The following is a 25,042-nucleotide window of genomic DNA, read 5'->3' on the forward strand; positions in this document are numbered from 1 at the left end:
GCGAGGAATGCCCGTGCCCAGCACCAGCGGAATGAAGGATCGGGGCTTTTACGACGAGCATTCCACGGCCCAGCGTGCCACGATCGAGTTTTTGCTCGACTGGATCGAGATCGCCGCGCGCGAGCTCACCTTGCCCGCCGCGGGCAAGCCGGTGACGATCGCCGACTATGGTTGCTCCGAGGGGAACAATGCAATCCTGGGCCTGGGCCGCGCCGTGGAGGTGCTCCAGCGCCGCGGCGCGAAGCATCCCATCTGCGGCGTCTTCAGCGATCTGGCGACGAACAACTTTAATCGTCTGTTCGAGAATCTCACGGCCAGCCATGCTTTGGCGGCCGACCGCGAAGGTTTTTTTCCCGTGGCGGCGGGAGGTTCGTTCTATGGGCCGCTGTTGCCCCCAGCGACGGTCCATCTGGGCATGACCTTCAACGCCGTCTGCTGGATGGACCGACTGCCGGCGCTCGTGCAGGATTTTGTGATTCACCCTTGCGGCGCTACGATTCGGCCCGGCGTAGAGATTCCGGCCGAGGTGCGGCGTGCCTTTATCGAACAGGCGGCCTCCGACCTGCTGCGGTTCTACACGCATCGCGCCGCAGAGATGCAAGCGGGCGCGCGGCTGATCATCGTCCTGCCTGGCCGAAACGAGCAACATTGGTGCGGCAGCGGGGTCTACGATCTGCTCGACGACGCCTGCCGAGCGTTGGTCGACGCAGGACGCATCGACCGCGCCGTCTATGAACGCATCACGATGCCGGTCTACTTCCGCTCGCTCGACGAGCTGCTGGCGCCTGTTCGCGAGAAGGACGCGCCGCTCGCGTCGGCCTTCACGGTCGAAAAGGTGTTCGACGGTTGTGTGCCGACGCCCTTTGTCGAAGACTTCAAGAAGTCGGGGAACGTGGAACGCTATGCCGACGCGTATGTCGGCTTTCTGCAGGCCTTCAGCGAACCGGTCGTGCGGCACGTGGTCGAGCCCGCGCACGGCGACGCAACGGTCGCGGCTATCTACGAGCAGGCGAAGGCGCTGCTGCGAAAAGAGCCTGAGAAGTACCCGTACCGTTACTTGCTGGTAGCGGCCACGCTCGTACGGCAATAGCCGGCGATGCGAAAGCGGTACCTTGGCGACCCACTGGTGCCTGGGCACGAAATGCTTGTCGCAACAGACATCGTCGAGACCTATAATCGCGCTGGCAGGCAACGAGCAGCCCCGAAGTGCGAACCGTCACGATTGAGGGCAAGTCCTTGCCACGCAGCAAAATCGCCTACCGGCTGATCAATGGATCAATGGATCAAAGGAGTTTCCCGATGAGAGCCCCCGTTCAACATCCGGTACACGATTTTGTGGCCGAGCGCTGGAGTCCTTACGTCTTCGAGGAGCGGTCGATTCCCGCGGCCGATCTGCGTGCGTTGTTCGAAGCGGCACGCTGGGCGCCTTCGTCGTACAACGAGCAGCCGTGGCGCTTTATCGTGGGCACGCGCGACGAGCCGGAGTTGTTCCAAAAGGTGCTGTCGTGCCTGGTCGAGGGGAATCAGGCCTGGGCCAAGCACACTTCGGCGCTGGCGATCGGCGTGGTCTCGGAAAAGTTCGTCAAGAACGGGAAACCCAACGCGGCTTGCGAGCACGATCTTGGTCTGGCGGCCGCCACGCTTTCGCTCGAGGCGACCTCGCGCGGCATCGCCGTCCACCAGATGATCGGTATCCTGCCCGATCGGGCACGCGAGCTCTTCCAGATTCCCGAGGGGTATCACGCTCTGACGGGCATCGCCCTGGGCTATGAAGGCAAACCCCAGGATCGCCCCGAGTTGGCCGAACGGGACCGCGAGCGTCGTCCCCGCCGCCCCCTGCACGAAACCGTCTTTGGCGGAGACTGGGGGCAAGCGTCGAGCTTTCTGGCTCAAGAGGATTAAAGCCCGGCAGTTGCCGCCACGGAGTGCCGAACCCCGGTTGCCGCTGAGGCCGCCTGCCGGCTACGATTGGTCCCAGACCCTGCGTCGTGGGTATGAACTGTCTACCTCGATTGGGTGGGGCCTCGCGCGGCTGACGCGTGATTGCTCAAGGGAACTTATGGCGGTCGGTACCGATACACCAGTCCCCCAGCCGGAACTGGCCAGCGGTTCGCTCAAGAACGAGAAGTGGTTTACGCCGAGAATCTGGCTCGGAACCGACTTCTTCGGTCTGATGCGCCTCTTTGCGCGGAATCGCTTCCGGTTCAGTCCATCGCGGGCACATATCGCGGCACTCGACACGCTATTTAGCGTGGCACACACGTCGCTCGGCTGGGTGCAGAATGCGCTCTACGCCGGTCGCACGAAGCGAACCGAGCTCGAACCGCCGGTCATCATCTTGGGACACTGGCGCTCGGGCACGACTCTATTGCACGAGCTGCTGATCCTCGACAAGCGGCACACGTTCTCGACGACGTACGAATGTCTCGAGCCGAATCATTTCCTGCTCAGCAACTGGTTCGTGACGACCTTCTTCAACTGGATGATGCCCCCGAACCGGCCCATGGACAACATGGCCTTCGGCTGGGACAGCCCTCAGGAAGACGAGTTCGCCCTGTGCAACCTGGGGGTGCCCACTCCCTACCTGACAATCGCCTTTCCGAACGAGCCGCCGCAGTATCCCGAGTATTTGGACCTCGAAGGCGTTTCGGCCGAAGACCGCGAACGCTGGAAAGCGGCACTGTTGCGCTTTCTCAAGCACGTGACGCTCAAGCGGCCGGGGCGGATGATCTTGAAGTCGCCGCCCCATACCGCGCGGGTCAAGATTTTGCTCGAGATGTTTCCCGACGCACGGTTTATCAACATCGTGCGCGATCCTTACGTGGTGTTTCCCTCGACGGTCCATCTGTGGCAGCGGCTGTACAACATCCACGGGCTACAGGTGCCCAAGTTCGAGGGGCTGGTCGAGCATGTCTTCGAGACCTTCATGCGCATGCACCACCGGTTGGAAGAGACCCGCGATCTGATTCCGCCCGATCGCTTTTACGAGGTGCGCTACGAGGATCTCGTGGGGGACATGCTGGGACAGATGCGGCAGATCTATTCGCATCTGGAGTTGGGCGACATCGAGCCGGCACTGCCGGCACTGCAGAATTACGTCGACAACTCGAAAGAGTATCGCACGAACCGCTACCACCTGGCGCCGCTGTTGCGGCGGGAAATCTCGCGGCGCTGGCGGCCTTTCTTCGAGCGCTACGGATACGAGATCCTGCCCGACGACGGCGGCGAAGCCTAGGCACGCTGCGGCGTGGCCTATTTCACCGTGGCCGGTTCGAACGTCTCGACCGGATCGATGATGCCCAGCAGGCGCACGTAGATGGGGCCGGCCGGATCCTCGGGCAAGGTTTGCGAGAGCGCGGCATAGATCGGCCGCAGCTCGAGACGGGTCTCGAGGCTCAACTCGCGCAAGGCACGCAGCGGGCGTTGGCGCAGTTCCTCGCCGATGATGTTCAGGATCAGCGTGTTCACGGGATCGAACCCAATCCGGTGGCTCGCAAACAGCGCGCGGCGATCTCCCTGGCGCGGTCGCATGACCGAGGTCGCCTCGGGGCTGTGCGTCGCGCCGAGATAATGCCCCAATTCGTGAACCAGTACTTCGAGCTTCTCGGGCTCCCCCACGCGGGCCGAACCCTCGCGAATCAGGATGTACGGGTGAAAGGGGGCCCGCGTCCCGCCGATTTCGGTGCCCGGTTTCGTATCGGCGTATTGGCTGGAAAAGCCGATGGCCAGGTCGGCCGGATGCGCCGTGACCATTCGCTCGAAGTTGCGGAGCGAGGCCTGAAAATTCTCGGCCGCGTCGTCGGAGGGCCACGTGCCGGTCGCCACCACCTTGAAACGCACGCCGCAACACTGCTCGAAGATCTGCGAGGCGGCTTCCACGCGCTTCTGCAAACGGTCTTGCCAATAGGCGGGCGTCATCCGTTCTTCTTCGTCGACGTAGATGCGCACCGTGACCGTGGCGACCTCGCGCGAGGGCGCGCGTTCGAGGCCCGAGTCGATGGGCCGCCGCGCCACGTGGCCGTGGACGCCCACCTGCTCGAGATCGAGACCGGTCCCCTTCGCATCGTGAAAGAAATAAATCGAGTTGGGACTGAGCTCGTACTTTTGCTTGCCGCGGATGGTGCCGAACTGAATCCTGGCCCCTTCGGTGACCGGCAACGCCACGACGTCCCCCACGGCGAGCTCGCGCGACGTGGCCTCGCCCCCGGCGGGGAGCCACTCGAAATTCACCGCGGCCGGAGCGCGGTTCGTCAGCACGATCACCGCGGCCGGGGCGAAGGACGCCCTACCGCAAGCCAGCAGCAAAACAACGCTGGCGACGAAGGGGCCGAGCGATCGGCATCGGGCGAATTGCCGCGTAAAACGATGGACAGGGAGCATGCTCGTCCGGGCTTGAGGAGTGGCGTGCCAGGGATGCCGGGTGTGGGGGGACTACCCGCACGATCAGTCTAACCTCCCTTTCCGGCGAGCGATATGTTCGCGCGACGCGGTCGCTGCACGGTCGCTCGAAGGGGCGAAACTGTACCGCTCGGGGAGCGTAGTTAGAATGGTAAGCAGTTCCGACACCTGAACCGAACCCCGTGGCCAGCCTCGCTCTACGATGAACAGTAAGCTCGAAGAGCCCGCCACCAATACGCCCCCCGCGGCCGCGCCGGCGCGAAACCGTCGCTTCACGCGACGCGGCCTCTTGTTGGGCGCGGCCGGAATTGCCGCGGCCGGCACGCTGGGGGGCAGTGGCTACTGGCTTTCTCGCCGGGGTGTGCGTGTCGGCCTGATCGGGGCGGGCGTGCGCGGCAGCCGATTGGCCAACATCCTCCGCCTGGCGAGATTCTTGCCTCTGTACGGCGACGTCGTGGCCATTGCCGAAGTGAATCGAGCCAAGGCCGAAGCGGTCCGCGACGCCGAGTGCCCCGGCGCGGAGCTCTACGAAGACTACACCCGAGTGCTCGCACGCGACGACATCGACGCGGTCATCATTGCCGTGCCCGATCACTGGCACGCGAAGATCGCCATCGAGGCGACGAAGACGGGCAAGGCCATCTATTGCGAAAAGCCCCTCTCGCACACGATCCACGAGGGGCAAGCGATCGTCTGCGCCGTGCGAGAAAGCGGTACCACGTTGCTCGTCGGAACGCAGCAGCGGAGCGACGCCAACTATCGTCTGGCTTGCGAACTGGTGCGCAATGGCCGCCTGGGCGAGATCAAACGCGTGGTCGTGAATGTGTTGGAAAAGGGACGTTTGGGAGGTCCCTTCGCGTCGCGGCCCGTGCCGGCGGGGCTCAACTGGGACGCCTGGCTGGGCCCTGCGCCCCTCGCCGAATACTGTCCCGAGCGCTATCAAACGTGGAACTGTTGGTGGGACTACAGCGAGGGAGAACTCGTCAATTGGGCGGTACACGAGCTCGATATCGCGCAGTGGGGCCTGGGCATGGAGCTGAATGGCCCGATCGAGATCGAAGGGGTCACGCCGCAGGGGCTGCCCGACATCGCCGGCGGCTATCAGATTCCGCGCGAGTTTCGCGTCACGATGACCTATCCGAACGGAACGCAGATTCTGTTGCAGAGCTTGCCCACGAAGACAATCAAGGAGGGTCGCGACCGGCTAGGCGTGCGCTTCGAGGGGACCGAGGGACGCCTTGCCGTGAATCGCGTCGGGCTGTACGGCGCCCCGGTCGAAGAAGCGGCCCGAAATCCCTTGCCCACAGATGCGATTCGTCTGCACGACAGCGTTCCCTCGAAGGACCGCATCGTGTTGCAGCACCTCTATCACTTTCTGCAGTGTGTCAAGCAAGAGGCGACGCCGGTCTCGGACGTGGAAAGCTCGCATCGCTCGGCTTCGCTGTGCCATCTGGGGAGCATCGCCGTGCGGATGGGGCGCAAGCTGACGTGGGATCCGGTGAGCGAAACGTTTCCCGGTGACGATGCGGCGAACGCACTGCTCGGCTATACCTACCGAGCGCCCTATTCGATGCCTACGTAAGTAGCTGGACTTCAAGTTCTGGCTGCGAATGTGCCGTGAGTGCTTGCTTGGGACCGGATCGTCGCTTATAGGGCTACTGTCGCGACGGACTTCGGAGAAGCCTCGCTTGCCGCGACATGTTCTGCACCCTAGCGCAGTGAGGGGATCACGATGCCAACGTCTCGCCGTACCTTTCTTTCTGCTACGGCATTGAGTGCTGCGCCGCTCATGGTTGCTTCGCTGGTGAAGTCTGTCTTCGCGGCGCCGGCAGGAGAGGAGATGGTTCCGCTCGACTATGGCCGCTCGTTTTTGCGGGGCACTTCGGCGAAGAATTCGGTGCGCTTCTGGATCGAAAGCCGCACGCGCATCATCGACGCGCAGCGGAACACATCGACGGATTACTACCAGTGCGCTTCGTGCAAGAGCGAGAACACCTTTGGCGAAAAGGATCTGTTCTACGACGACAACTACGATTTTCTGCCCATCTTCGGCGGTGCGAACCTGCTCGTGTTCCGTCGCAAGGCGTGGCTGAATCCCGATTACCGCAGCACCTATGCCATCGATCAGTTGTGGGGACAGCCCGAGTTGCTGCTGCACGAAGCCCGCCAGCCGGTCGAATTGACCGAATGGCCGGCCATTCGCGATGCAACGCAAGCCGGGCAGCCCATCGTGACACAGACCGAATTGGCCAACGAAGAATTGGGGTTGCGGGCAATCATCGAATGCCCGGCCAAGACGATGAATATCAGCCTCGATCGGCAGATGTATCAGAACGACACCGGTCCGATCGCGCTGCCCGATCTCGGCCAGCGTTATGACCGCGAGATCGACAGCCTGCGTCTGGCCTTCATTGCGTTCAACGCGCCGCACTTTGCCGATTTTGTCGTCGAAGGCCCCACGCCGATCGTCGACGAAGGAACCGAGCGCGCGACGATCTACCACTATTCGCAGATCTCGAGTCTGCCGGCGAAGAACCGCTTGTTCGCCCTCACTTGAATCCGAGATGATTCGTCGCCGCGCGGGCCGCGGTTGCGATGTGCGTGCGAGTGCCACGGCGATGACGTTCATTCCGATCGACGATTTGGACGATCCTCGGCTGGCCGTCTATCGCCATCTGAAGAACAAGAACGAAACGCTCCGCGCCGGCTTGTTCGTGTGCGAGGGGAGCAAGCTGGTCGAGCGTCTGTTGGCGAGCCGGTTTCCCGTGGCGTCGTTGCTCTTGGGCCAACGCTGGGCCGAGACGTTTGCTCCCCGCGTCGCCGACGCAGTGCCCGTTTATGTCGTGCCCGACGCCTGGTTCGAGCGGCTGGTCGGCTTCAACTTTCATCGCGGCGTGTTGGCCTGCGCCCGACGTCTGCCGGGAAGGCCATGCGAGGAGCTACTGGCCGACGCGCCGGAAGGGGGCGGACTGATCGTTTGCGCGGGTATTCACGACCGAGAAAACCTGGGTTCGATCTTTCGCAGTGCGTTGGCGCTAGGGGCACGCGGAGCGATCATCGGTCCCGATACGTGCGATCCATTCGACCGGCGAGTGTTGCGCGTCTCGATGGGGGCGTCGCTGCGCTTGCCGCTGGCTTTTTCGCGCGATCTGGCGCGCGACCTGACGACGCTGCGCGAGCAACAGGGCATCGAACTGATGGCGACGGTGCTCGACCCTGCCGCCGAGACGCTGGGACGACGGCCGTGTTCGCGCCGTTTTGCGCTGTTGCTCGGCAACGAGGCGCACGGTCTACCCCCTCACCTGGTCGAACTGTGCCAGCGGAAGATCACGATTCCGATGTCGGCGGAGGTCGATTCGCTCAACGTCGCGGTCACCGCCGGCATCGTGCTGCACGAGTTGCTACGCGGGGGCGCGCCTCGGTGCTAGGTTAGAGCTCTTTCCAACACGACTCTTGCTTGTAGAGCTGCATGCCGCGGGCGCGGTAGTTGGCCAGCGCCTGCGGATGGTCGAGCGTGCAGGTGTGGACCCAGACACGCCGGGCGCCGTCGCGCCAGGCCTGTTGAATGGCGGTGACGAGCAACCGCGCCCCCAGTCCTCGGCCGATCGCCGATGGCAGCAAGCCGAAATAGGCCAACTGTGTGTTCCCGTCGGGCTGGCGGTCGAGCTCGAAGTAGCCGATCTCCTCGTCGCCGACGTAACCGATATAGGTGTCGAGCCCCGGCTGCCGGGCGTAGGTCTCCCAAGCGTCGTCGGTCCAGAAGAGCCGGTCGGTCCAGGTCCAGTCGGCCCCCACCGAGAGGTAAAACCGGCGGTTGGTCGTACCTGCGGGGGCTTGCCGGTGGATGACCAGGTCGCCCACTTCACCGCGCAACGAGGGACGCAATTCGGTGGGATCGAGCGTCTCGAGATAATAGGTCGTCATCCAAATCAGCATGCCGGGCATCGTATCGTGTGATGGAACTCGGGGCCACCGCCGGGTTCCATGCCGGGCACGGTTGCGGCGGTCTGAGGGGCGATTGATAATCGAAAGACCGCGCCTTCCCACGGAACCGGAAGCGACGTTCGTTCGCGCGGCGCGGTCTCGACCTCATTCACCTCTGCGACGGAACTTCGCTTGCGCCGATTGTTGTGGTTGCCGCTGGCTCTGTTGGCCCTGGGAGGGGCCGCGCTGGCGCTCGATTGGTGGACCGCGCTCCCCCCGGGGCGACGCGCCGAGTATGTCGGCCGCCAACGCTGCACCGAGTGCCACGCGGCCGAGGCTGCCAAGTGGGCCGGCTCGGATCACGATCGGGCCATGGAACTGCCGAACGCTGATTCCGTCGTCGGCGATTTCGACAGTGCCACCTTCTCGCACTTCGGCGTCGAGTCGCGCATGTTCCGCCAGGGGGACGAGTACTTCGTCACCACCGAGGGCCCCGACGGCCAGGCGCGCACTTATCCGGTCAAATACACTTTTGGCATCCGCCCCTTGCAACAGTACCTGGTCGAGACGGAACGCGGACGACTGCAGACGCTGCCCACCACCTGGGACACGAAGGACAAACGCTGGTTTCACATCTACCACGACGAGCACATCAAGCCCGACGATGAGCTTTTCTGGGCTGGCCCGGCGCAAAACTGGAACTACATGTGCGCCGAGTGTCACTCGACCAACCTGCGCAGGAACTACGACCTGAAGACCGATACCTACCACACGGAGTTCTCCGAGATCGACGTGAGCTGCGAGGCCTGCCACGGTCCGGGGAGCATCCATGTCGAGCTGGCCGAAGCGAAATCGCTGTTCTGGGACCGGCACTACGGCTATGGACTCGCCCGGCTCAAGGGGAAGTCGTCGAAAGGGGAACTCAACAGTTGTGCCCCTTGCCACTCACGCCGCCGCATCGTGCATGCCGGTTACACGCCGGGGGATGAGCTCCTCGACTATTACATGCCCGAGTTGCTCGGTGGCGAGCATTACCACGTCGATGGGCAGATTCGCGAGGAGGTCTACGAGTACGGTTCCTTCCTGCAAAGCCGCATGTATCGCGAAGGGGTCCGCTGCACCGACTGCCACGATCCCCACTCGCTCGAGCTGAAGGCCGCAGGCAACCAGTTGTGCGGCCAGTGCCACGTGCCGGGCAAGTACGACGGACCGGCGCACCACCATCACCCCGTGGGCAAGGCCGGGGCCAACTGCGTCGATTGCCACATGCCCACCACGAATTACATGGTGGTCGATCCGCGGCGCGATCACAGCATTCGCGTTCCGCGGCCGGATCTTACCGTGTCGTTGGGCACGCCCAACGCTTGCAACGGGTGCCACGAAAAAGAGACGCCCCAGTGGGCGAGCGATTGGATCGTGAAGTGGTACGGACCCAAACGACTGCACGAGCCGCACTATGCCCATGCCATCGCGGCGGGACGAGCGGGCAAGCCCGAGGCGGTCGACAGCCTGTCGAAGTTGATCCGCCGCAAGGACGTCGGGCCCGTCGTGCGTGCCAGCGCGGCAGCCTTGTTGGGAGGCTACCCCATCGACGAGACGCGCGAGGTGCTCGCCCGCGCTCTCAAGGACGACGAGGCCCTGGTGCGCGCCGCCGCGGCCGGTGCGGCCGAGAATCTACCGCCGGACGAGTTGGCTGAGTTGCTGGCCCCGAAATTGACCGATCCCGTGCGCGCCGTGCGCACCGAGGCGGCCCGCATCCTGTCGGGCGTGCCGGCCACGACGCTCGACGCTGACGGACGAATCGCGCTGCGGGCCGCGACCGACGAATACATCGCCGGCCAGCATGCCAATAGCGATCAGCCTGCCGCCCATCTGAACTTGGGGATGCTGGCCGAACGACGGGGCGATCCGCAAACGGCCGAAGCCGAATACCGCACCGCGCTGCGCTTGTCGCCCCGATTCGTGCCGGCTTTGAACAATCTGGCCATGTTGATTCACACGCAGGGAAAACCGGCCGAGGCGGAAGAGCTATTCCGCAAGATCGTCGAGCTCCAGCCCGAGTTCGCCATGGCGCGCTATTCGCTGGGATTGCTGCTGGCGGAATCCCCCGATCGGCTGCCGGAGGCGATCGCCGAGTTGCAGACGGCGGCCCGGCTCGAGCCGGCGCAGGCACGCCTGCAATACAACCTGGGGCTTGCGCTCCAGCAGCAGCACCAGCTCGACGAAGCGGAAGTTGCCTTGAAAAAGGCGTGCGAACTCGATCCGCGCATGATCGATGCCTGGCATGCCCTCACGCTGCTCTACGCGGAGCGCCGGGATTGGGATCGCGCGGCCGAGACGGCCGATCGACTTACTCGACTGGCGCCCGGCGCACCGGCGATCGGGCAGCTTCGGCAATGGATCGAAGCACAGCGGCGGCAACCGCAGCCGGCCGGCCCCACCCCCCCCTGATGTTGTGGCAAATCATCCACAAAGGTCGCTGGTTGGACACTTTTCGCACCAGGCACAATTGTTGGAAATATCGCGCAATGTGAACGCGCGAGAAGTAGAATTGGAAGCCGTCCGCGAGCCACGACGGCCGCTTGTCTGACAGGATCGGGTCTCGATCCGCCGCGTCGCACCCCTGCTCGATTGCTTGCGTCTCGCTTCCTCGGGAGTTGCACCATGAATCTTCGCCGTGTGGCGTGCTCGTTCCTCCTGCTGACGACCTGCCTGGCTCGCCTGGTCGTGGCGCAGGATGATGCCGTCGAACAAGATCGCAAGGCGATCCTCGCCCGCGTGAAATCGTACGTCGAGGCGTTCAACGCCGCGGACGCTTCGACCCTGGCGGGGCATTGGAGCGAGTCGGCCGAATACATCACCCCGGCGGGCGACCGTATCGAAGGACGCCAGGCATTGGCCGAATATTTTGCCCAAGAGTTTGCCGAAAACCCCGGCAGAAAACTGGACGTGCAAGTCGATCGCATCCGCTTTGCCACCGCGGACACCGCCACCGAAGAAGGGACCGCGCGAGTCGCGTCCCCCGATGGTCGCGCCGACGAATCGAGCTATCTCGCCGTACACGTTCGCCGCGACGGGCAATGGCAGCTCGATACGGTGCGCGAATTAACGTTCTCCCAGCAGGAAGCCGCGCCCCCGGCGTCAACGCCGCACGACTATCTGCAAGATCTCGAGTGGCTGATTGGCGAGTGGCGCGACGCCGACAACGAAGGCCAGGTGGCCACCTCGTGCCGCTGGGTGGCCAATCAAAGCTTCATTTCTCGCTCGTTCCGAGTCGCGATACCGGGGCAGTCAGAGCTGGTGGGAACGCAGGTCATCGGTTGGGACCCCGTCCACGGTCAGGTTCGTTCCTGGGTGTTCGATTCCGACGGTGGTTTTGGCGAAGGCTTTTGGAAGAACGAGGGGGATCATTGGACGATCCAGACGCGAGCTACGCTTCCCGATGGAAGACAAGCGACCGCCGTACAAATTCTGACGCCGCTAGGAGTAGACCGCTTTTCCTGGGAGTCGACCCAGCGCGAAGTGGACGGCGTGCTGCTGCCCAATATCGATCCGGTGACGGTCACGCGCGACATCGAAGAGACGACCACGCCGGCGAGTGAAACGGAAAGGCCATCTCCATGAACAAGGTAACATTGCCGCTTATCGCCGGGCTGTTGATCGTCGCAGGTCTTGTGCCCGAGGCGCTAGCGCGCGGAGGTCGAGGTGGCGGAGGTGGCGCCGGCATGCGCGCCGGGGGTGCTCACCTGGGGGGCGCGGGAGGCATCAATCACGCGGCCATGAATCGATCTCCCTCGATGAGCCGGTTGCCGGCGCAGCGCCCACAGACCTTGCCCGCCAGGCCCAACACCGGCGGCATGCGGCCAGGCAACCTGCCCGGCAATATCTCGACCGGCTTGCCGGGACAGATCGGGACGCGACCGGGCCAGATGCCGAACTTCAACAACGTCCAACGTCCTGGCCAGATGCCGAACTGGAACGGCGGTCAGCGCCCGGGGCAGCTTCCGAATCTCAATACCGGCCAGCGTCCGGGGCAACTTCCCAATTTCAATACAGGTCAGCGTCCTGGGCAGTTACCGAATTTCAATGCGGGACAACGTCCGGGTCAGCTACCCAATGTGCATCCAGGCCAACGCCCTGGCGGCGGCACCAACATCGCGCGTCCGGGGGGAACGACGCGCCCCGGCGGCGGGAATCGCCCCGGCATCTCGACGTTGCCGGGCAATTTGGGACCAGGCTCTCGGCCCGATCTGAATCGTCCCGGTGGGCGACCTTCTCCTGGCGACCTGGGAGATTTTCTGAACATTCCCGGCGGTATCACGACGCTGCCCGCGCGCCCCGGTGCCGGAAATCGGCCGGACATCAATCGACCCGGTATCACCCGTCCCGATTTCAATCGGCCGAACGATTGGACCCGACCCTCGGGCGGGCGCTGGGAACAGCTTCAGAACAATCTGCCCGGCCGTTGGGAAAACCGCCAGGAGATTGCCAACCAGGTCCGCAACCGCTGGCAGAATCAGTTCCCGAACCGCAACCATTGGTACAATAACCATTGGTGGGTGAATCATCCGAACCTGCACTGGCACTATCACCCGGGCTTCAATTATTGGAACCGGCCGAACTGGGTTGCGCTGTCGGCGTGGATGCCCTATACCTGGGGAACGCCGATCTATTACGACTTTGGCACGGGGGGCAACGTCTACTACCAGGACAGCACCGTTTACGTCGATGGGCAGCCGGCTTATTCCGAGGATGACTACGCACAACAAGCATCGCAGATTGCCAACAGCGTGCCCGCGGATCTCGATAGCGAGCAGATCGAGTGGATGCCGCTGGGTGTGTTCGCCGTGGTGCCCGACAAAGAGCAGTCGACCGATCCGACATTGTTCCTGCAACTGGCGGTGAGCCAGGATGGGATCATCAGCGGCGCCTTTCACAATACTCTGAAAGATTCGGCCGAGTCGGTGATTGGCGCCGTCGATCGGAGCACGCAGCGCGCGGCGTGGCACATCGAAGGTCAGGATTTGCCCGTCATGGAGACGGGCATCTATAATCTCACGCAGGACGAGACGACCGCGCTGGTGCATTTCGACGAGGGGGTCACCCAACAGTGGCTGCTCGTGCGACTCAACCAGCCCGAGGGGGCGGAGAACGAGGCGCAATCGTCGCAGTAATGGTTTGTACTTGTTGAATTTGCAACAAGAGGGGAGATCGCCATGTTGCGCTGGGCCTTGATTTTTCTCGTGATTGCGCTCGTCGCGGGGGTGCTGGGTCTGTGGGGCTTGGAAGGCGTGGCGATGCAGATCGCGCGCATCCTGTTCGTGATATTCCTGGTCCTGTTCATTGTCGGGTTGGTGATGGGTCGGCGTCCCAGCATCTGACACGACGTTTCTACGATTGGCGCGACTTCGCCGCGCCCCCGGGTGGCATTTTGGCGGCGATCGCAGCGCACGAGACCGACGGGGCGTGGATGCCGGCGAGCACGCGGCGTTTTGTATCGTGGGGCGAGCTTGCGGCAATCGCTCTGTTGGCCTTGATTGCCAGCGGGCTGTTGTTCTGGCACCTGGGGCGGCGTTACCTCTGGCAGGACGAAGCGGCCACCGGGGTGCTGGCCGAGCGGATGCTGGAGTTTGGCCGGCCGTTGGGCTACGACGGCCGCAATCTGATCACGATGGACGTCACGGCCGATCGCGATCGGATCGGCCTCGAACGTCGCATTCGCGACCCCGAGGTGGCCATTGCCTACTTCGTCGCCCGCGGCGACTTCAAGCCCGATACGACCTGGATCGGTCAGCCGTGGGGGCAATTCGTGCTGACGGCCGCATCGTTTCAGGTTTTTGGCAAGGGGACGTTGGCCGCCCGGATTCCGTTTGCTTTGTGCGGACTGCTGACGGTGGCCATCCTCTACCGTTTCATTCGTCGCGAGTTCGACGATCCGTGGATGGCTTGGATCGCGGGTTTTCTGCTGGCCACCAATGTGTTTTGGGTGCTGCACATGCGGCAGTGCCGCTATTACGCGCCGTCTTGTCTGTTCATGCTGTTGACGGTGCTCGCCTATTTGCGTTGGCAAACGGCCGGACGGGGAGGAGCGATTCTATTCGTGCTGACGAGTTGGATCTGGTTCCAATTCGACTATGGCACGTTCTGGCCCGTGATCGGCTTATTGTTTCTCGATGGTGTGGTGTGTGCGTCTCGTTCTCGCGGGCGCGTGCTGCTGGTTTTCGCGGCGATCGGATTCACCGTGGCGCCGTGGGTGTGGTATTACGAGCTCTTCTCGCGTCTTAAAGAAACCATTTTCGATTGGCGTTATCGCTCGGCCGGTTCGTTGTTCAATTTCAATCAGTACGTCATTCCTTGGGTACTGCTGGTGCTGGCCGTCTGGTTGTTATGGTACGAGTGGAGCAAGTTGCGGCCGACACAACGTCGCTTCCTCTTTCTGTCGGCTGCCATCCTGGTCATCAATCTGGTGTGGGTAACGGTCGTTGCGCCGGCGCCCTATCTTCGATATATCGTGGGAAGCACTCCCTTTGCCGCAGCGTTGCTGGCGTTTGTTTGCGTGCGTGGGCTCCCGCATTTTCTTCCCGAAGGATGGTTGCCCTGGCGTTCTTGGGGGGCGATTGCCTTGGCGGCCTTGCTCACGTTTTCTCCCTTCTTTTCGCGGGTTGGTCTGGCGGTCATCCCGAAGCTCTCCTGGCGCGTCGAGGACATGGGTTACGTGGCACGCCAGGAGTGGCGTTGGCTGTACCTCGATCTGGCCGACGTGTTGCCCGACCCGAATCGCGATTTGATCGAACTGCTTCGTCCACGCTTGCGGCCCGAGGACGAGATTCTCATCACGTACGAAGACGTGCCGTTGATGTTCTATCTGCCGAATCGGGTACGAGGGGGCACCGCGTGCTTTCGCTTGCTTAGCGAAGGTCCACCGCCGCGATTCCTCGTTTCGCGCTCGATGGTGCCCTACCTCGATTTTCAATTCGAGGCGCTGAACGGCTATGTGGGGCGTCAACGCTGGTATCCGGTCGAACATCGTATCGTCGACACGAGAGCTGGTAATTGCCCGGATCCAACGATTCATTTCGCCCGCGACGTCGGCGACGGCCAATTCATCACCGTACGAGAGCATGCCTGGTATCGCGAACAGACGGACAAATGGCGCCCCTGAAGCGCCGGAAACGTTCACGAGGCCGTTCATGCCGGACATTACGGGTAGACGATTGGTTTTTGTATTGCGGCGAACGAATGTACCCGTTGAGGTACTGCACTAACGGGCGTTCCCCCGCACACAGGGGGTGGCGTCCTTCGGGTTTTTTATTCATCGAAAGTCGCAACTCCACTTTAACCACACTCCAGCGCGTGCTACTGTTTAGCTCATAAGAAAGTGGGCTAACCTTTTGATGGGAGTTCTGTGAATGGCAGCTCGAAAAGCTGGAAGCCGTGGACCCAGCAAGGCTCAGGCGATTCGCGATGTACTGAATGACAAGGGACACGACACGGCTCCCAAAGACGTCATTGCGATTCTCGCGCAAAAGAAGATCAAGGTTTCTGCGGCGCAGGTCAGCAATCTCAAAGCCGAGCTGGCGCGCAAGACGGGCTCGTATCAACCCAAACGCGGCCCCCGCAGCAAGGCGAATGGCGAAATCACGCTGAGCACGTTGAAGGCCGTCAAGGCGATGGCCGAGAAGTTGGGCGGCGTCGAGAAGACGCGGCAAGCCCTCGATGCGCTCGCGCAGCTCAGCTAGCCGACGTACTCTTCCGTGGCAGGCGGTCGCTGTTCGGCGATGCGCCGCGTGACGACGACGGACACACGACACAACCTGGAAGGTCGCTGCCGGAACTCTCGAGCAGCGGCCTTCTTTGTTTTTTCCTCTACTCGCCGACCACGGCGTCGCAGGGCGTGCGGCCATCTTCGCTCGATGCGGTACACCGGATGCCGCCAAGACGCGAAAACACTTCCCTTTTCAGCGTGCTCTGGTCGCTTGACCACTTTGCGCCGCGGGACCTATAATCCGCGCCTTGCCACGATCGCCCTGGTGTGCTGATCGAGCATCCCCGACCGTTTGCCCTCCGAACCGGACTTCGACGGCCCGACGACTCGCCTGTGAGCGTGGGCCGCGATTCATTTCGGGCCGGCCGTTTCCAATGTCGAACCGTGGCGCACTTTGTCGCGGTGAAGGAACAGTATGAAGATCCACGAATATCAGGCGAAACAGATTCTCCGCGAGGCGGGTGTCGCGGTGCCGCGCAACATCGTGGCACGTTCGTCCGCCGAGGCCGCCGAGGCCTTTCGCACGCTGGGGGGCTCGCTGGCCGTCGTCAAGGCACAGATCCACGCCGGCGGTCGGGGCAAGGGAACGGTCCAAGACAATCCCGCCCAGCGCGGCGTGCAGTTGGTCAAAAGCGCCGAGGAAGCGTCAAGCGTCGCTGAGAATCTGCTCGAGCACAAGCTGGTTACCATTCAAACCGGCGCCGAGGGACAGACGGTGCGACAGGTCCTCGTCGAAGAGGGCTGTGATATCGCCCGCGAGTTGTACCTGGGCATCGTCGTCGACCGAGCGGCCTCGAAGCCGGTCGTGATGGTGTCGAGCGAAGGGGGCATGAATATCGAAGAGGTGGCCGAGAAGACGCCGGAAAAGATCTTCAAGGCGGCCTTCGATCCCGATCGTGGCCTCGGTAGCTACCAGGTTCGCAAGCTGGCGGCCCTGTTGGGGCTGACGGGGGCCAGCGTCCGTTCGGCCGAGAAGTTCATGAAGGCCCTCTGCAAGGTCTTCGTCGAGAAGGATTGCAGCCTGGTCGAGATCAATCCCCTGGTGGTGACCGGCGCCGGCGAGTTGCTGGCGCTCGACGCCAAGATCACCTTCGACGACAACGCCCTGTTCCGCCATCCGGAACTGGCCGAGCTCCGTGACGTGGCCGAGGAGGATCCTTCGGAAGTGCGTGCCGGCAAGGCCGGCCTGAGCTACGTCAAGCTCGAGGGCAACATCGGCTGCCTGGTGAATGGCGCCGGCCTGGCCATGAGCACGATGGACCTCATCAAGCTGCACGGTGGCAACCCGGCCAACTTCCTCGACGTCGGCGGCGGCGCGAATGTCGAGCAGGTGACCGAGGCCTTTCGCATTCTGCTGTCCGATCCGAACGTGAAGGCCGTGTTGGTCAACATCTTCGGCGGCATCATGCGCTGCACGACGATCGCCACCGCGGTCGTCGAAGCGTACAAGACCGTGGGCTTCAACGTGCCGCTGGTCGTGCGGCTGGAAGGCACCGAGGTGGAAGAAGGCCGCAAGATCCTCGCCGGCAGCGGCGTGGCGATCATCTCGGCCGAAGGACTCACCGACGCGGCCAAGAAGGTTGTCGCGGCGGCGGGCTAGGACCACGTTCCCTCGAACACAAGCGCGTAAACTGGACTCTCGGAACATGAGCATCCTGATCGACAAGGACACGCGGGTCATCTGCCAGGGTATCACCGGCAAGGTGGGGCAGTTCCATACCCGCGGTTGCAAGGAATACGGCACGAAGATGGTCGGCGGCGTCACGCCCGGCAAGGGGGGCGAGACGGTCGAAGGCGTGCCCGTGTTCGACACCGTGCATGAAGCGGTGGAGCAGACCGGCGCCAACGCGACGATGATCTTCGTGCCCCCCGCTTTTACCGCCGATGCGATTCTCGAAGCGGTCGATGCCGGTATTCCCACGGTGGTGGCCATTACGGAAGGCGTGCCCGTGCTCGACATGGTGCGCGTGTACGATGCCGTGAAGCGCAGCAAGTCGGTGCTCGTGGGACCGAACTGTCCGGGGGTCATCACGCCCGAGCAGTGCAAGATCGGCATCATGCCGGGCTACATTCACAAGGCGGGTCCGGTGGGGGTCATGAGCCGCTCGGGCACGCTGACCTACGAGGCCGTGTTCCAGCTCAGCGGGCTGGGGCTGGGGCAGTCGACGTGCGTTGGTCTCGGGGGCGACCCGATCGTCGGCACGTCGTTTATCGATTTGCTCAAGATGTTCGAGGCCGATCCCAAGACCGAAGCCATCCTCATGATGGGCGAGATCGGCGGCACGGCCGAGGAAGAAGCGGCCGCCTACGTGAAGCAACACGTCACCAAGCCGGTGGCGGCCTTCATTGCCGGCCGTGCGGCGCCGCCGGGCAAGCGCATGGGGCACGCCGGGGCGATCATCTCCGGCGGCAAAGGCACCGCGGCCGAAAAAGTGGCCGCCTTGGAGGCCGCGGGCATCGCCGTGGCCGAAAGCCCCGCCGACATGGGCACCGCCATGGTGCGGGCGATCAAGGCGAAACGGTAGCCTCGCGCTCGGGGAGCTACCGTTCCCGCGAAAGCTTTTGGGGAGAGACCGGGCACGTCACGGACCGCCGGGTACCCACTCGGGCGATCGCGGCTTGCCGGCCGCCACTCACGGTTCGCTCGGTTTGACTCGCGTCAGCGTTCCTTGAATCGTCTGCGTTGGCTTTCCGCTGGCGTCGGTGCGCTGCAAGGTCCATTCCAGCCGGTCGGGAGAAACCCAGCGGTCGTCGATGACGAAGGACGCATCGGCGGTCTTGCCCGTCCAGCGTAGAACGGACGTGGACCGGTTCCACTTGCCGACCGCTTCGTGGTAGTACCCGTCGGAAGCGAACACCCATTGCCGGTAGAGATCCGCTGCGGTGTCGTAAGTCATGATTTGCAGATCGGCCTCTCCCGGCGGAACGGATTGGGCGCGGAACTCCAAGAAGCGGCCTTCGAGCGTTCGTCGGCACGTGGCTTCGCCTTGCGTGTCGAACTCGCGAGGGGGCGGTCCGAAATGGCGAATTTGCGTCCGGGTCTTCCAGTCGCCCAGGAATCGTTCCAGTTCCGCGAGCGTCTCGGGGGGCGCCTCGTCGGCCGTTGCCCTCGTGGCCGGAAGGGCCAGGCCAACGAAAAACAACGCCGTGAATCTCACGGCCCAGGTGCTGACAGGCCGACAGGCGGCGTCCATTTCGATTCTCCCCCAGGTTTGGAAACGGTGGGAAACCACTTCAAACTATAGCCTACGCCGGAGATGGGACCGCGCGACGGCGGGGGGAGCCGCCACGCCATGCACGGATCGACCGCGCGCAGCGTTTTTATCCGCCGCCAGCCGCGCCTGGAGAAATCGACTTCGTGCTTACAATCGGAATGCAGCAAATTCCAATTGAAGTGAAGTATTGTCGCGGCAAACCGTCACGCAATGATCTGGCCGGCATCAACTCGTTTTGCGGTCAAGCCAAATACGATTCGCCGTTTGGGTTGCTCATTACGCAGGACTTGGCAGGGCAGCTTGACGACCGAACCATCGCTGTGCCGGCATGTGCATTCTTGGCGGTGCGTTAGCCGCCGATTTGTTGCTTGCATCGCGCGCCGATTGCTGCCATCTTTTAGGTTCTTTGCGCTTCTCGCCGAGGGAACGAGTGGGGCACCTGAGGGATCATGGCACAACCGATCACCGAGACGATCGCTGCGCGCGCCGATGCACCATCGCCGGCGCCGCACCCTGGTTCGCAAAAGATGCCCGCCTGGAAGACGGGCGAGCTGATCGATGCGCCCCGCTTCACCTGGCGCAACTGGGCCGCCATGCTCGGTCCCGGGCTGGTGGCCGGCGGCGCCGCGATCGGCGGGGGCGAGTGGCTGCTCGGCCCCATCGTCACCGCCCAGTACGGCGGCGCCATGATGTGGCTCGCCCTGGTCAGTATCCTGGGCCAGGTGATCTACAACATCGAGATCAGCCGCTACACGCTTTACAGCGGCGAGCCGATCTTCACGGGCAAGTTCCGCACGCTACCGGGGCCGGGATTCTGGCTCTGCGTTTACCTCGTGCTCGACTTCGGCGCCGTGTTTCCCTATCTGGCAGCAAACGCGGCTACCCCCTTGGGGGCGCTCATCATCGGCGAGATCCCATCGCCCGAGACCAACGCGAATCACTGGTGGCTGTTAAAGGTGCTGGGCTATGTGATTTTTGTACTCTCGATCTTGCCACTCATGGTCGGCGGCAAGGTGTACAACTCGCTCAAGGCGGTGATGATGTTCAAAATCGTCTTCGTCTTCGGGTTCCTCCTCGTGCTGGGCATTTTCTTCTCGAAGCCCAGCACCTGGATCGACATCTTCAGCGGCTTTCTGAAGGTGGGCAACGTGCCGGTGCGCCGGGGCGAAGACCTCAACGGCAACGGCCTGCTCGATCCCGGTGAAGACTGGGACGGCGACGGCCACCTCGATATCGTCGAAGAAGCCTATCCGCCGACCATCGACACGAACGGCGACGGCCTGCCCGATGCCTGGGAAGACCGCGACGGAGACGGCGTGCCCGACAAGTTCCACGACGTCGATGGCGACGGGATTCGCGACGGCACAAACATAGACAACATCTTCCTGGCCGTATGGGAAGGCCACCCGCTGCCGATTATCGACCTCACGCTCATCGCCACGCTGGCCGGTTTTGTCGCCATCGCGGGGCAGGGAGGGCTGTCGAACACGCCAATCAGCAACTACACGCGCGACCAGGGCTGGGGGATGGGCTGGCAGGTGGGGGCCATTCCGGCGGTGTTCGGCGGCCGCGACATCAAACTCTCGCACGTTGGCACCGTCTTCCATCCAGATGAAGGATCGATCCCCCGTTGGCGCCGCTGGTATCGGCACGTCGTCCGCGATCAGTTGGCTGTCTGGTTTCCAGCCTGTTTGCTGGGGGTAGCGCTGCCAAGCATGCTCTCTGTGGAGTTCCTGCGTCGAGGTGTCGAGGCGAGTGAGTGGACGGCCGCCGGCATGACCGCCGATGGTGTGCATGCACGTGTGAGCGAAGTCTCCGGGATGACGATGGGGAGTGTCTTCTGGCACCTGACGCTTTTCTGCGGTTTCATCGTATTGGCCACGAGTATGGCCTCGACAGCCGACGGTCTCGTGCGCCGCTGGGTCGACGTATTCTGGACGGCCAGCCCCCGCCTGCGCCGCTGGCGTCCGGAAGATATGCGGTATCTGTATTTCGGAGTCCTCTTGAGTTGGTCGGCATTGAGCTTCGTGATGCTAGGTATCAGCAAGCCCGAGCAACTGGTGCTCTACGCCACGATGGTGCTCAACTTCGCCCTGGGCTTCAGTTGCTGGCATACGCTGGCGATTAACCTCTGCCTGCTCCCCAAACCGATCCGGCCGGGTTGGTTCGTGCGGATTGCGCTGTTCGTGTCGGGGCTCTTCTTTTGGGTCCTAGCGACCGTGACGGCACTCAGTAAGCTAAATTTGATCGCTAGTTGATCTCGTGGCCCATCGCGCGCGACCGCGATTGTGAGAGAGACCGTATCGCGATGTTCGTGCGACTGTTTCGCTACCGAGTGCTGCCCGAGCGGCTGAATCGCTACCTGGCAATCCAGGAACAGGCGGGCAATATCTACCGTCGCCACGACTCGGTGCGCACGAGCTATTTCCAGAGCGCGGGCGATCCCTGCACATGGCTCGAAGTACACTGGTATCCGGACGAATCGACCTGCCGACGCGTCACCGAGGAGATCAGCAGCGAGCCGGTGATCGCCGAGCTGTGGCAGGAATTTCAGCGCACGCTCGATCCCCACTTCGAGGCGAGCATCGAAGAGTACCACTCGCCCGGCAAGTCGTAGTGAACCGTGCCGAGCGTCCGGACAACGGGTCAAGGGAAATAAGACGGGATCTCCGCCGTGCGGCGGCCGTCGATCATCTCCTGCAGATACTGTGCGACCCCCGTCACCACCATCTCGGTGAGCTTCGCGCCGGCCTCGGCCGTGGCGAGCGACGGTGCCTGATCGGTCTGGTCGGTCCACATCTCGGTCCGCACGTTCTCGGGAAAGTTCGCCAGGGCGAAAGCCGTTTCGAATTCCTGCGCGTGGCCGGGAATGACGCCCGTCTGCAGCAACTTGCCGGCCACGTCACGATCGAGCACGTCCCAGTAGGGCAGGAAGTGCAGGTTCACTCCGGCCAGTTGCTGAAACTGCCCCCAGATTCCCTGGCACGGCGCGATGTTGCCGCCATGTCCATTCAGCACGAGGATGTGCTGGAAGCCGGCGCGGACCATGCTCTCGATCAGATCGCACAAGACCGCCAGAAAACTGCCGGGCTTGAGCGAGAGCGTGCCGAAGTGACGCATGTGGTGCTCGCTGATGCCCGCCATGAGACCCTCGGCCACCACGACATGCGGGGCGAGGCGTTCGGCCACGAGTCGTGACACGAGCTGGGCGCTGCGCCAATCGTGCTCCATGGCCAGATGCTCGAGGTGTTGTTCGACAGCGGCCACCGGAATGATGCAGGCCTTGAGTTCGCCGGCGGCCATGCGTTCGCGGAATTCGCGGCGCGTGAGCTTGCCGAGCGAGGTTTCTCTGCGTGCGTTCATGTGGAAGCGGTTTCTCCTTCCGCCCTCAGCCGGGCGATGCTCGCGCGAAAGGCGACGAATGCACCGGAGCAAATCGTGCATCGATTCGCGGCGGTGTCACTTGTTCTAGCAGAGACGTTGCCCCGCCGCGACCGCCAACGATCAACGTGCCGTGTGTGCGACATTCCCCCCCAGCACCGCGCGATAGTATCCGGCGAGCGTCTCGGCGGCCGCCTGTGCATCGAAGGCCTCGACCGCCCGTCGACGCGCGGCGGCCCCCAACTCGCAACGTAACGCCGCATCGCCTGCCAGCGTGGCCATCGCCGCGGCAAGTCGCTCGGGCCGATCCGGTGGGACGAGCATGGCGGCTGGTTCGTGCGAGGGAAAAATCTCGCGCGTGCCCCCCACGTCGGTCGCCACGATGGCCGTGCCGCAGGCGGCCGCCTCGAGTAGTACGCGCCCCAACGGTTCTTGTCGTGCCGCATGGACGAGAAGATCCAACTCCGGCAGGATCAGATCGACGTCGTGCCGCACGCCGAGGAAATGCACGCGCTGCTGCAAGCCCAGGTTGTGAAACGTTTGCCGCACCTGTTGCTCGTATGCGAGCGCTTCGGGCTTCCGCGAGTAGCGCTCGCCGATGATGAGGTAGTGCAGCCTGAGATGGCTTTTGGCGAGCATTCCCGCGGCCTGCGCCAGCACGTCGAGCCCCTTGCGCTGCACAAGTTGCCCGATGTTGCCCACGAGGAGTGCCTCGCGCGGCAGATCGAGTTCGCGGCGCAGCCAGCCATCGGGCGCATGGGGACGGAAGCGGGCCAAATCGACGCCGTTGTACATGACATGCGTCTTCTCGGCGGCGATGCCCTGCGCCACGTGATAGTCGCGTGTGGCGTGCGACACGGCCAGCAGACGCCGATGCTGATTGAGATCGTCGATCGACCCCTGCGACAGTCGCAAGATGTCGCGCAGGTGCGCCACGCTGGGCAGGTTCATTTGTGCCACGACCGGTCCCGAGATGCGCCCCATCTTCAGGCTGTTGGCGTGCAGCAGCGCGGGCTTGAGCTTCTTGAGAATCGCGGCGAGCTGACGCCGCATTGGCAGCGGCTCGCTCGTCGGGGGCGTGCCATTGTCTGGCGTTCCGGCCTCTTCGAGCGGAATCAGGTCGACGCGCCGCGCCGCCAGCGCCGCCGAGAGGGGGCCGTGGGCGGGGGCAATCGCCCGAATGTAGAAGCCCGCCGCGCGTAGACCCTCGAACGTGGCGAGCAACGAGTATTCGCCGCCGTTGAGCGTCGGATATTCGAAGAGCCACGCAACCTCGAGCATCGGCGCTACGTCCGATCAGAGCAAGCCATAGGCCGAGAGCGTTTTTCGCAAGCGCGCCTCGAGATCTTCATCGAGCGACGTCATCGGCATGCGTAGCTCGCCCGTATCGCGCCCCACCAGCTTCATGGCCGCCTTGATCGGAATGGGGTTCGTCGCCAGTCCGAGCATGTCACGGCAAAGGGGAAACAGCTTGTGGTGCCACTGCTGGGCGCCGGCAATGTCTCCGGCGTCCCAAGCACGGAGCAGGCCGAGCATGTCTTGCGGCACGATGTTGCCCACGACCGAGATCACGCCACGTCCGCCGATCGAGAGGATCGGCAGCGTCAGGCTGTCATCGCCGCTGAGGACCGTGAGATTCGTGAGCGACAGGATCTGCGAGGCCTGATCGAGCGACCCCGTCGCCTCCTTCACCATGGTGATGTTGGGCAGCTCGGCCATGTGGGCGATCGTTTCCGGCTCGATGTTCTTGCCGGTACGGCCCGGGATATTGTAGACGCAGATCGGAATGTCGACGGCTTCGGCCAGGGCCTTGAAGTGCTGGTAGAAGCCTTCTTGCGTGGGCTTGTTGTAATAGGGAGCGACCACCAGCGCGGCATCGGCGCCTTGCTGGGCGGCCCACTTGGTGAGTCGCAGGGCTTCGCTCGTGCTGTTCGACCCGGTGCCCGGCATCACCTTGATGCGTCCGGCGGCGGCGTCGACCACCGCGGCGATCACGTGTTCGTGCTCGTCGTGCGAGAGGGTCGGCGACTCTCCCGTCGTCCCTACGGGGCACAGGCATTGCGTGCCGGCGGCAATTTGAAACTCGACCTGAGCCCGCAGCGTAGCGATGTCCAGCTTGCCATCGCGAAAGGGCGTGGTGATGGCCACCGACAGCCCGGCAAAGGCCTCTCCCTTGGTCGTCATGAGTGCTCCGTTGTGGCAGGTCTGCGTGGTCGATCCGGTCTCGCGCCGAACGATGGCGGCGCGCCGCGCTTCCTCATGGGGAACATCATAGGATAGCCGGCTGCCGGGTGTAAACGGGGTGGATGCGAGTTGCCGTGCCGGCCGGTTCGACACGCGGCGCGGAGCAAAGGTTCAG

At 63.4% G+C, this 25,042-nt stretch carries 22 protein-coding genes; 16 read left to right on the forward strand and 6 right to left on the reverse strand.

Features of this window, described 5'->3' with window-relative positions; all coding sequences use genetic code 11:
- The first annotated feature begins 13 nt into the window (after nt 1-13).
- The 3 genes from KF708_04390 to KF708_04400 all read left to right on the forward strand — a co-directional run bounded on the left by KF708_04390 (nt 14) and on the right by KF708_04400 (nt 3,235).
- Nucleotides 14-1,090: a hypothetical protein gene (locus KF708_04390; GenBank protein ID MBX3411934.1), complete on the forward strand. Its 1,077-nt coding sequence runs from the start codon at nt 14-16 to the stop codon at nt 1,088-1,090.
- Between the two features lie 209 nt (nt 1,091-1,299).
- On the forward strand, nt 1,300-1,902 hold the full coding sequence (locus KF708_04395) for a nitroreductase family protein (GenBank protein ID MBX3411935.1): 603 nt from the start codon (nt 1,300-1,302) through the stop codon (nt 1,900-1,902).
- 157 nt (nt 1,903-2,059) lie between these two features.
- Nucleotides 2,060-3,235 carry a sulfotransferase gene (locus KF708_04400; protein ID MBX3411936.1) on the forward strand — a complete coding sequence of 392 codons (1,176 nt, stop codon included), beginning with the start codon at nt 2,060-2,062 and terminating at the stop codon, nt 3,233-3,235.
- A 17-nt stretch (nt 3,236-3,252) separates the two neighbouring features.
- Here the strand turns inward: KF708_04400 and KF708_04405 are convergent, their stop codons facing one another.
- Complete coding sequence (locus KF708_04405; GenBank protein ID MBX3411937.1) at nt 3,253-4,380, reverse strand: hypothetical protein; 1,128 nt, start codon at nt 4,378-4,380, stop codon at nt 3,253-3,255.
- A 220-nt stretch (nt 4,381-4,600) separates the two neighbouring features.
- Here KF708_04405 and KF708_04410 point away from each other — a divergent pair, with 220 nt between their 5' ends.
- From KF708_04410 to KF708_04420, 3 genes are all read left to right on the forward strand, one after another.
- Entirely contained in the window at nt 4,601-5,980 is a 1,380-nt protein-coding gene (locus KF708_04410; protein MBX3411938.1) for a Gfo/Idh/MocA family oxidoreductase, read from the forward strand.
- Between the two features lie 222 nt (nt 5,981-6,202).
- Nucleotides 6,203-6,955, forward strand: a complete 753-nt coding sequence (locus KF708_04415; GenBank protein ID MBX3411939.1) for a hypothetical protein — start codon at nt 6,203-6,205, stop codon at nt 6,953-6,955.
- A 7-nt stretch (nt 6,956-6,962) separates the two neighbouring features.
- Nucleotides 6,963-7,826: an RNA methyltransferase gene (locus tag KF708_04420; GenBank protein ID MBX3411940.1), complete on the forward strand. Its 864-nt coding sequence runs from the start codon at nt 6,963-6,965 to the stop codon at nt 7,824-7,826.
- Nucleotide 7,827: 1 nt separating this feature from the next.
- Here KF708_04420 and KF708_04425 read toward each other — a convergent pair whose 3' ends face one another.
- Entirely contained in the window at nt 7,828-8,334 is a 507-nt protein-coding gene (locus KF708_04425; protein ID MBX3411941.1) for a GNAT family N-acetyltransferase, read from the reverse strand.
- A gap of 180 nt (nt 8,335-8,514) precedes the next feature.
- Between KF708_04425 and KF708_04430 the strand changes: the two genes are divergently transcribed.
- From KF708_04430 to sucD, 8 genes are all read left to right on the forward strand, one after another.
- The gene (locus KF708_04430; GenBank protein ID MBX3411942.1) at nt 8,515-10,773 is read left to right on the forward strand and encodes a tetratricopeptide repeat protein; all 2,259 of its coding nucleotides are present in this window, start codon (nt 8,515-8,517) and stop codon (nt 10,771-10,773) included.
- 213 nt (nt 10,774-10,986) lie between these two features.
- Nucleotides 10,987-11,946 carry an SgcJ/EcaC family oxidoreductase gene (locus KF708_04435; protein ID MBX3411943.1) on the forward strand — a complete coding sequence of 320 codons (960 nt, stop codon included), beginning with the start codon at nt 10,987-10,989 and terminating at the stop codon, nt 11,944-11,946.
- On the forward strand, nt 11,943-13,496 hold the full coding sequence (locus tag KF708_04440) for a hypothetical protein (GenBank protein ID MBX3411944.1): 1,554 nt from the start codon (nt 11,943-11,945) through the stop codon (nt 13,494-13,496). Before KF708_04435 ends, KF708_04440 begins: the two co-directional genes overlap by 4 nt.
- Before the next feature lie 42 nt (nt 13,497-13,538).
- Entirely contained in the window at nt 13,539-13,703 is a 165-nt protein-coding gene (locus KF708_04445; protein MBX3411945.1) for a DUF1328 domain-containing protein, read from the forward strand.
- Nucleotides 13,704-13,792: 89 nt separating this feature from the next.
- Nucleotides 13,793-15,484: a glycosyltransferase family 39 protein gene (locus tag KF708_04450; GenBank protein ID MBX3411946.1), complete on the forward strand. Its 1,692-nt coding sequence runs from the start codon at nt 13,793-13,795 to the stop codon at nt 15,482-15,484.
- A 247-nt stretch (nt 15,485-15,731) separates the two neighbouring features.
- Complete coding sequence (locus KF708_04455) at nt 15,732-16,061, forward strand: hypothetical protein (protein ID MBX3411947.1); 330 nt, start codon at nt 15,732-15,734, stop codon at nt 16,059-16,061.
- A 441-nt stretch (nt 16,062-16,502) separates the two neighbouring features.
- Nucleotides 16,503-17,687, forward strand: a complete 1,185-nt coding sequence (gene sucC / locus KF708_04460; GenBank protein MBX3411948.1) for an ADP-forming succinate--CoA ligase subunit beta — start codon at nt 16,503-16,505, stop codon at nt 17,685-17,687.
- A 46-nt stretch (nt 17,688-17,733) separates the two neighbouring features.
- Nucleotides 17,734-18,612, forward strand: coding sequence for a succinate--CoA ligase subunit alpha (sucD, locus tag KF708_04465; protein ID MBX3411949.1), 879 nt, complete (start codon nt 17,734-17,736; stop codon nt 18,610-18,612).
- Nucleotides 18,613-18,720: 108 nt separating this feature from the next.
- Here sucD and KF708_04470 read toward each other — a convergent pair whose 3' ends face one another.
- Nucleotides 18,721-19,281, reverse strand: a complete 561-nt coding sequence (locus tag KF708_04470) for a DUF1579 family protein (GenBank protein ID MBX3411950.1) — start codon at nt 19,279-19,281, stop codon at nt 18,721-18,723.
- Between the two features lie 470 nt (nt 19,282-19,751).
- On the opposite strand from KF708_04470, the gene KF708_04475 reads away from it, so the two are divergent.
- Both KF708_04475 and KF708_04480 read left to right on the forward strand, forming a co-directional pair.
- Entirely contained in the window at nt 19,752-21,560 is a 1,809-nt protein-coding gene (locus tag KF708_04475) for an Nramp family divalent metal transporter (GenBank protein ID MBX3411951.1), read from the forward strand.
- Nucleotides 21,561-21,610: 50 nt separating this feature from the next.
- Nucleotides 21,611-21,919: a hypothetical protein gene (locus KF708_04480; protein MBX3411952.1), complete on the forward strand. Its 309-nt coding sequence runs from the start codon at nt 21,611-21,613 to the stop codon at nt 21,917-21,919.
- Between the two features lie 29 nt (nt 21,920-21,948).
- Here the strand turns inward: KF708_04480 and KF708_04485 are convergent, their stop codons facing one another.
- The 3 genes from KF708_04485 to dapA all read right to left on the reverse strand — a co-directional run bounded on the left by KF708_04485 (nt 21,949) and on the right by dapA (nt 24,867).
- Nucleotides 21,949-22,665: a creatininase family protein gene (locus tag KF708_04485; protein MBX3411953.1), complete on the reverse strand. Its 717-nt coding sequence runs from the start codon at nt 22,663-22,665 to the stop codon at nt 21,949-21,951.
- A 141-nt stretch (nt 22,666-22,806) separates the two neighbouring features.
- A complete protein-coding gene (locus KF708_04490) occupies nt 22,807-23,964 on the reverse strand; it encodes a glycosyltransferase (protein ID MBX3411954.1) in 1,158 nt (385 codons plus the stop codon).
- A 15-nt stretch (nt 23,965-23,979) separates the two neighbouring features.
- Complete coding sequence (dapA, locus tag KF708_04495) at nt 23,980-24,867, reverse strand: 4-hydroxy-tetrahydrodipicolinate synthase (GenBank protein MBX3411955.1); 888 nt, start codon at nt 24,865-24,867, stop codon at nt 23,980-23,982.
- Between the last annotated feature and the right edge of the window lie 175 nt (nt 24,868-25,042).

This window comes from Pirellulales bacterium (genome assembly GCA_019636335.1).
Classification (GTDB): Bacteria; Planctomycetota; Planctomycetia; order Pirellulales; family JAEUIK01; genus JAHBXR01.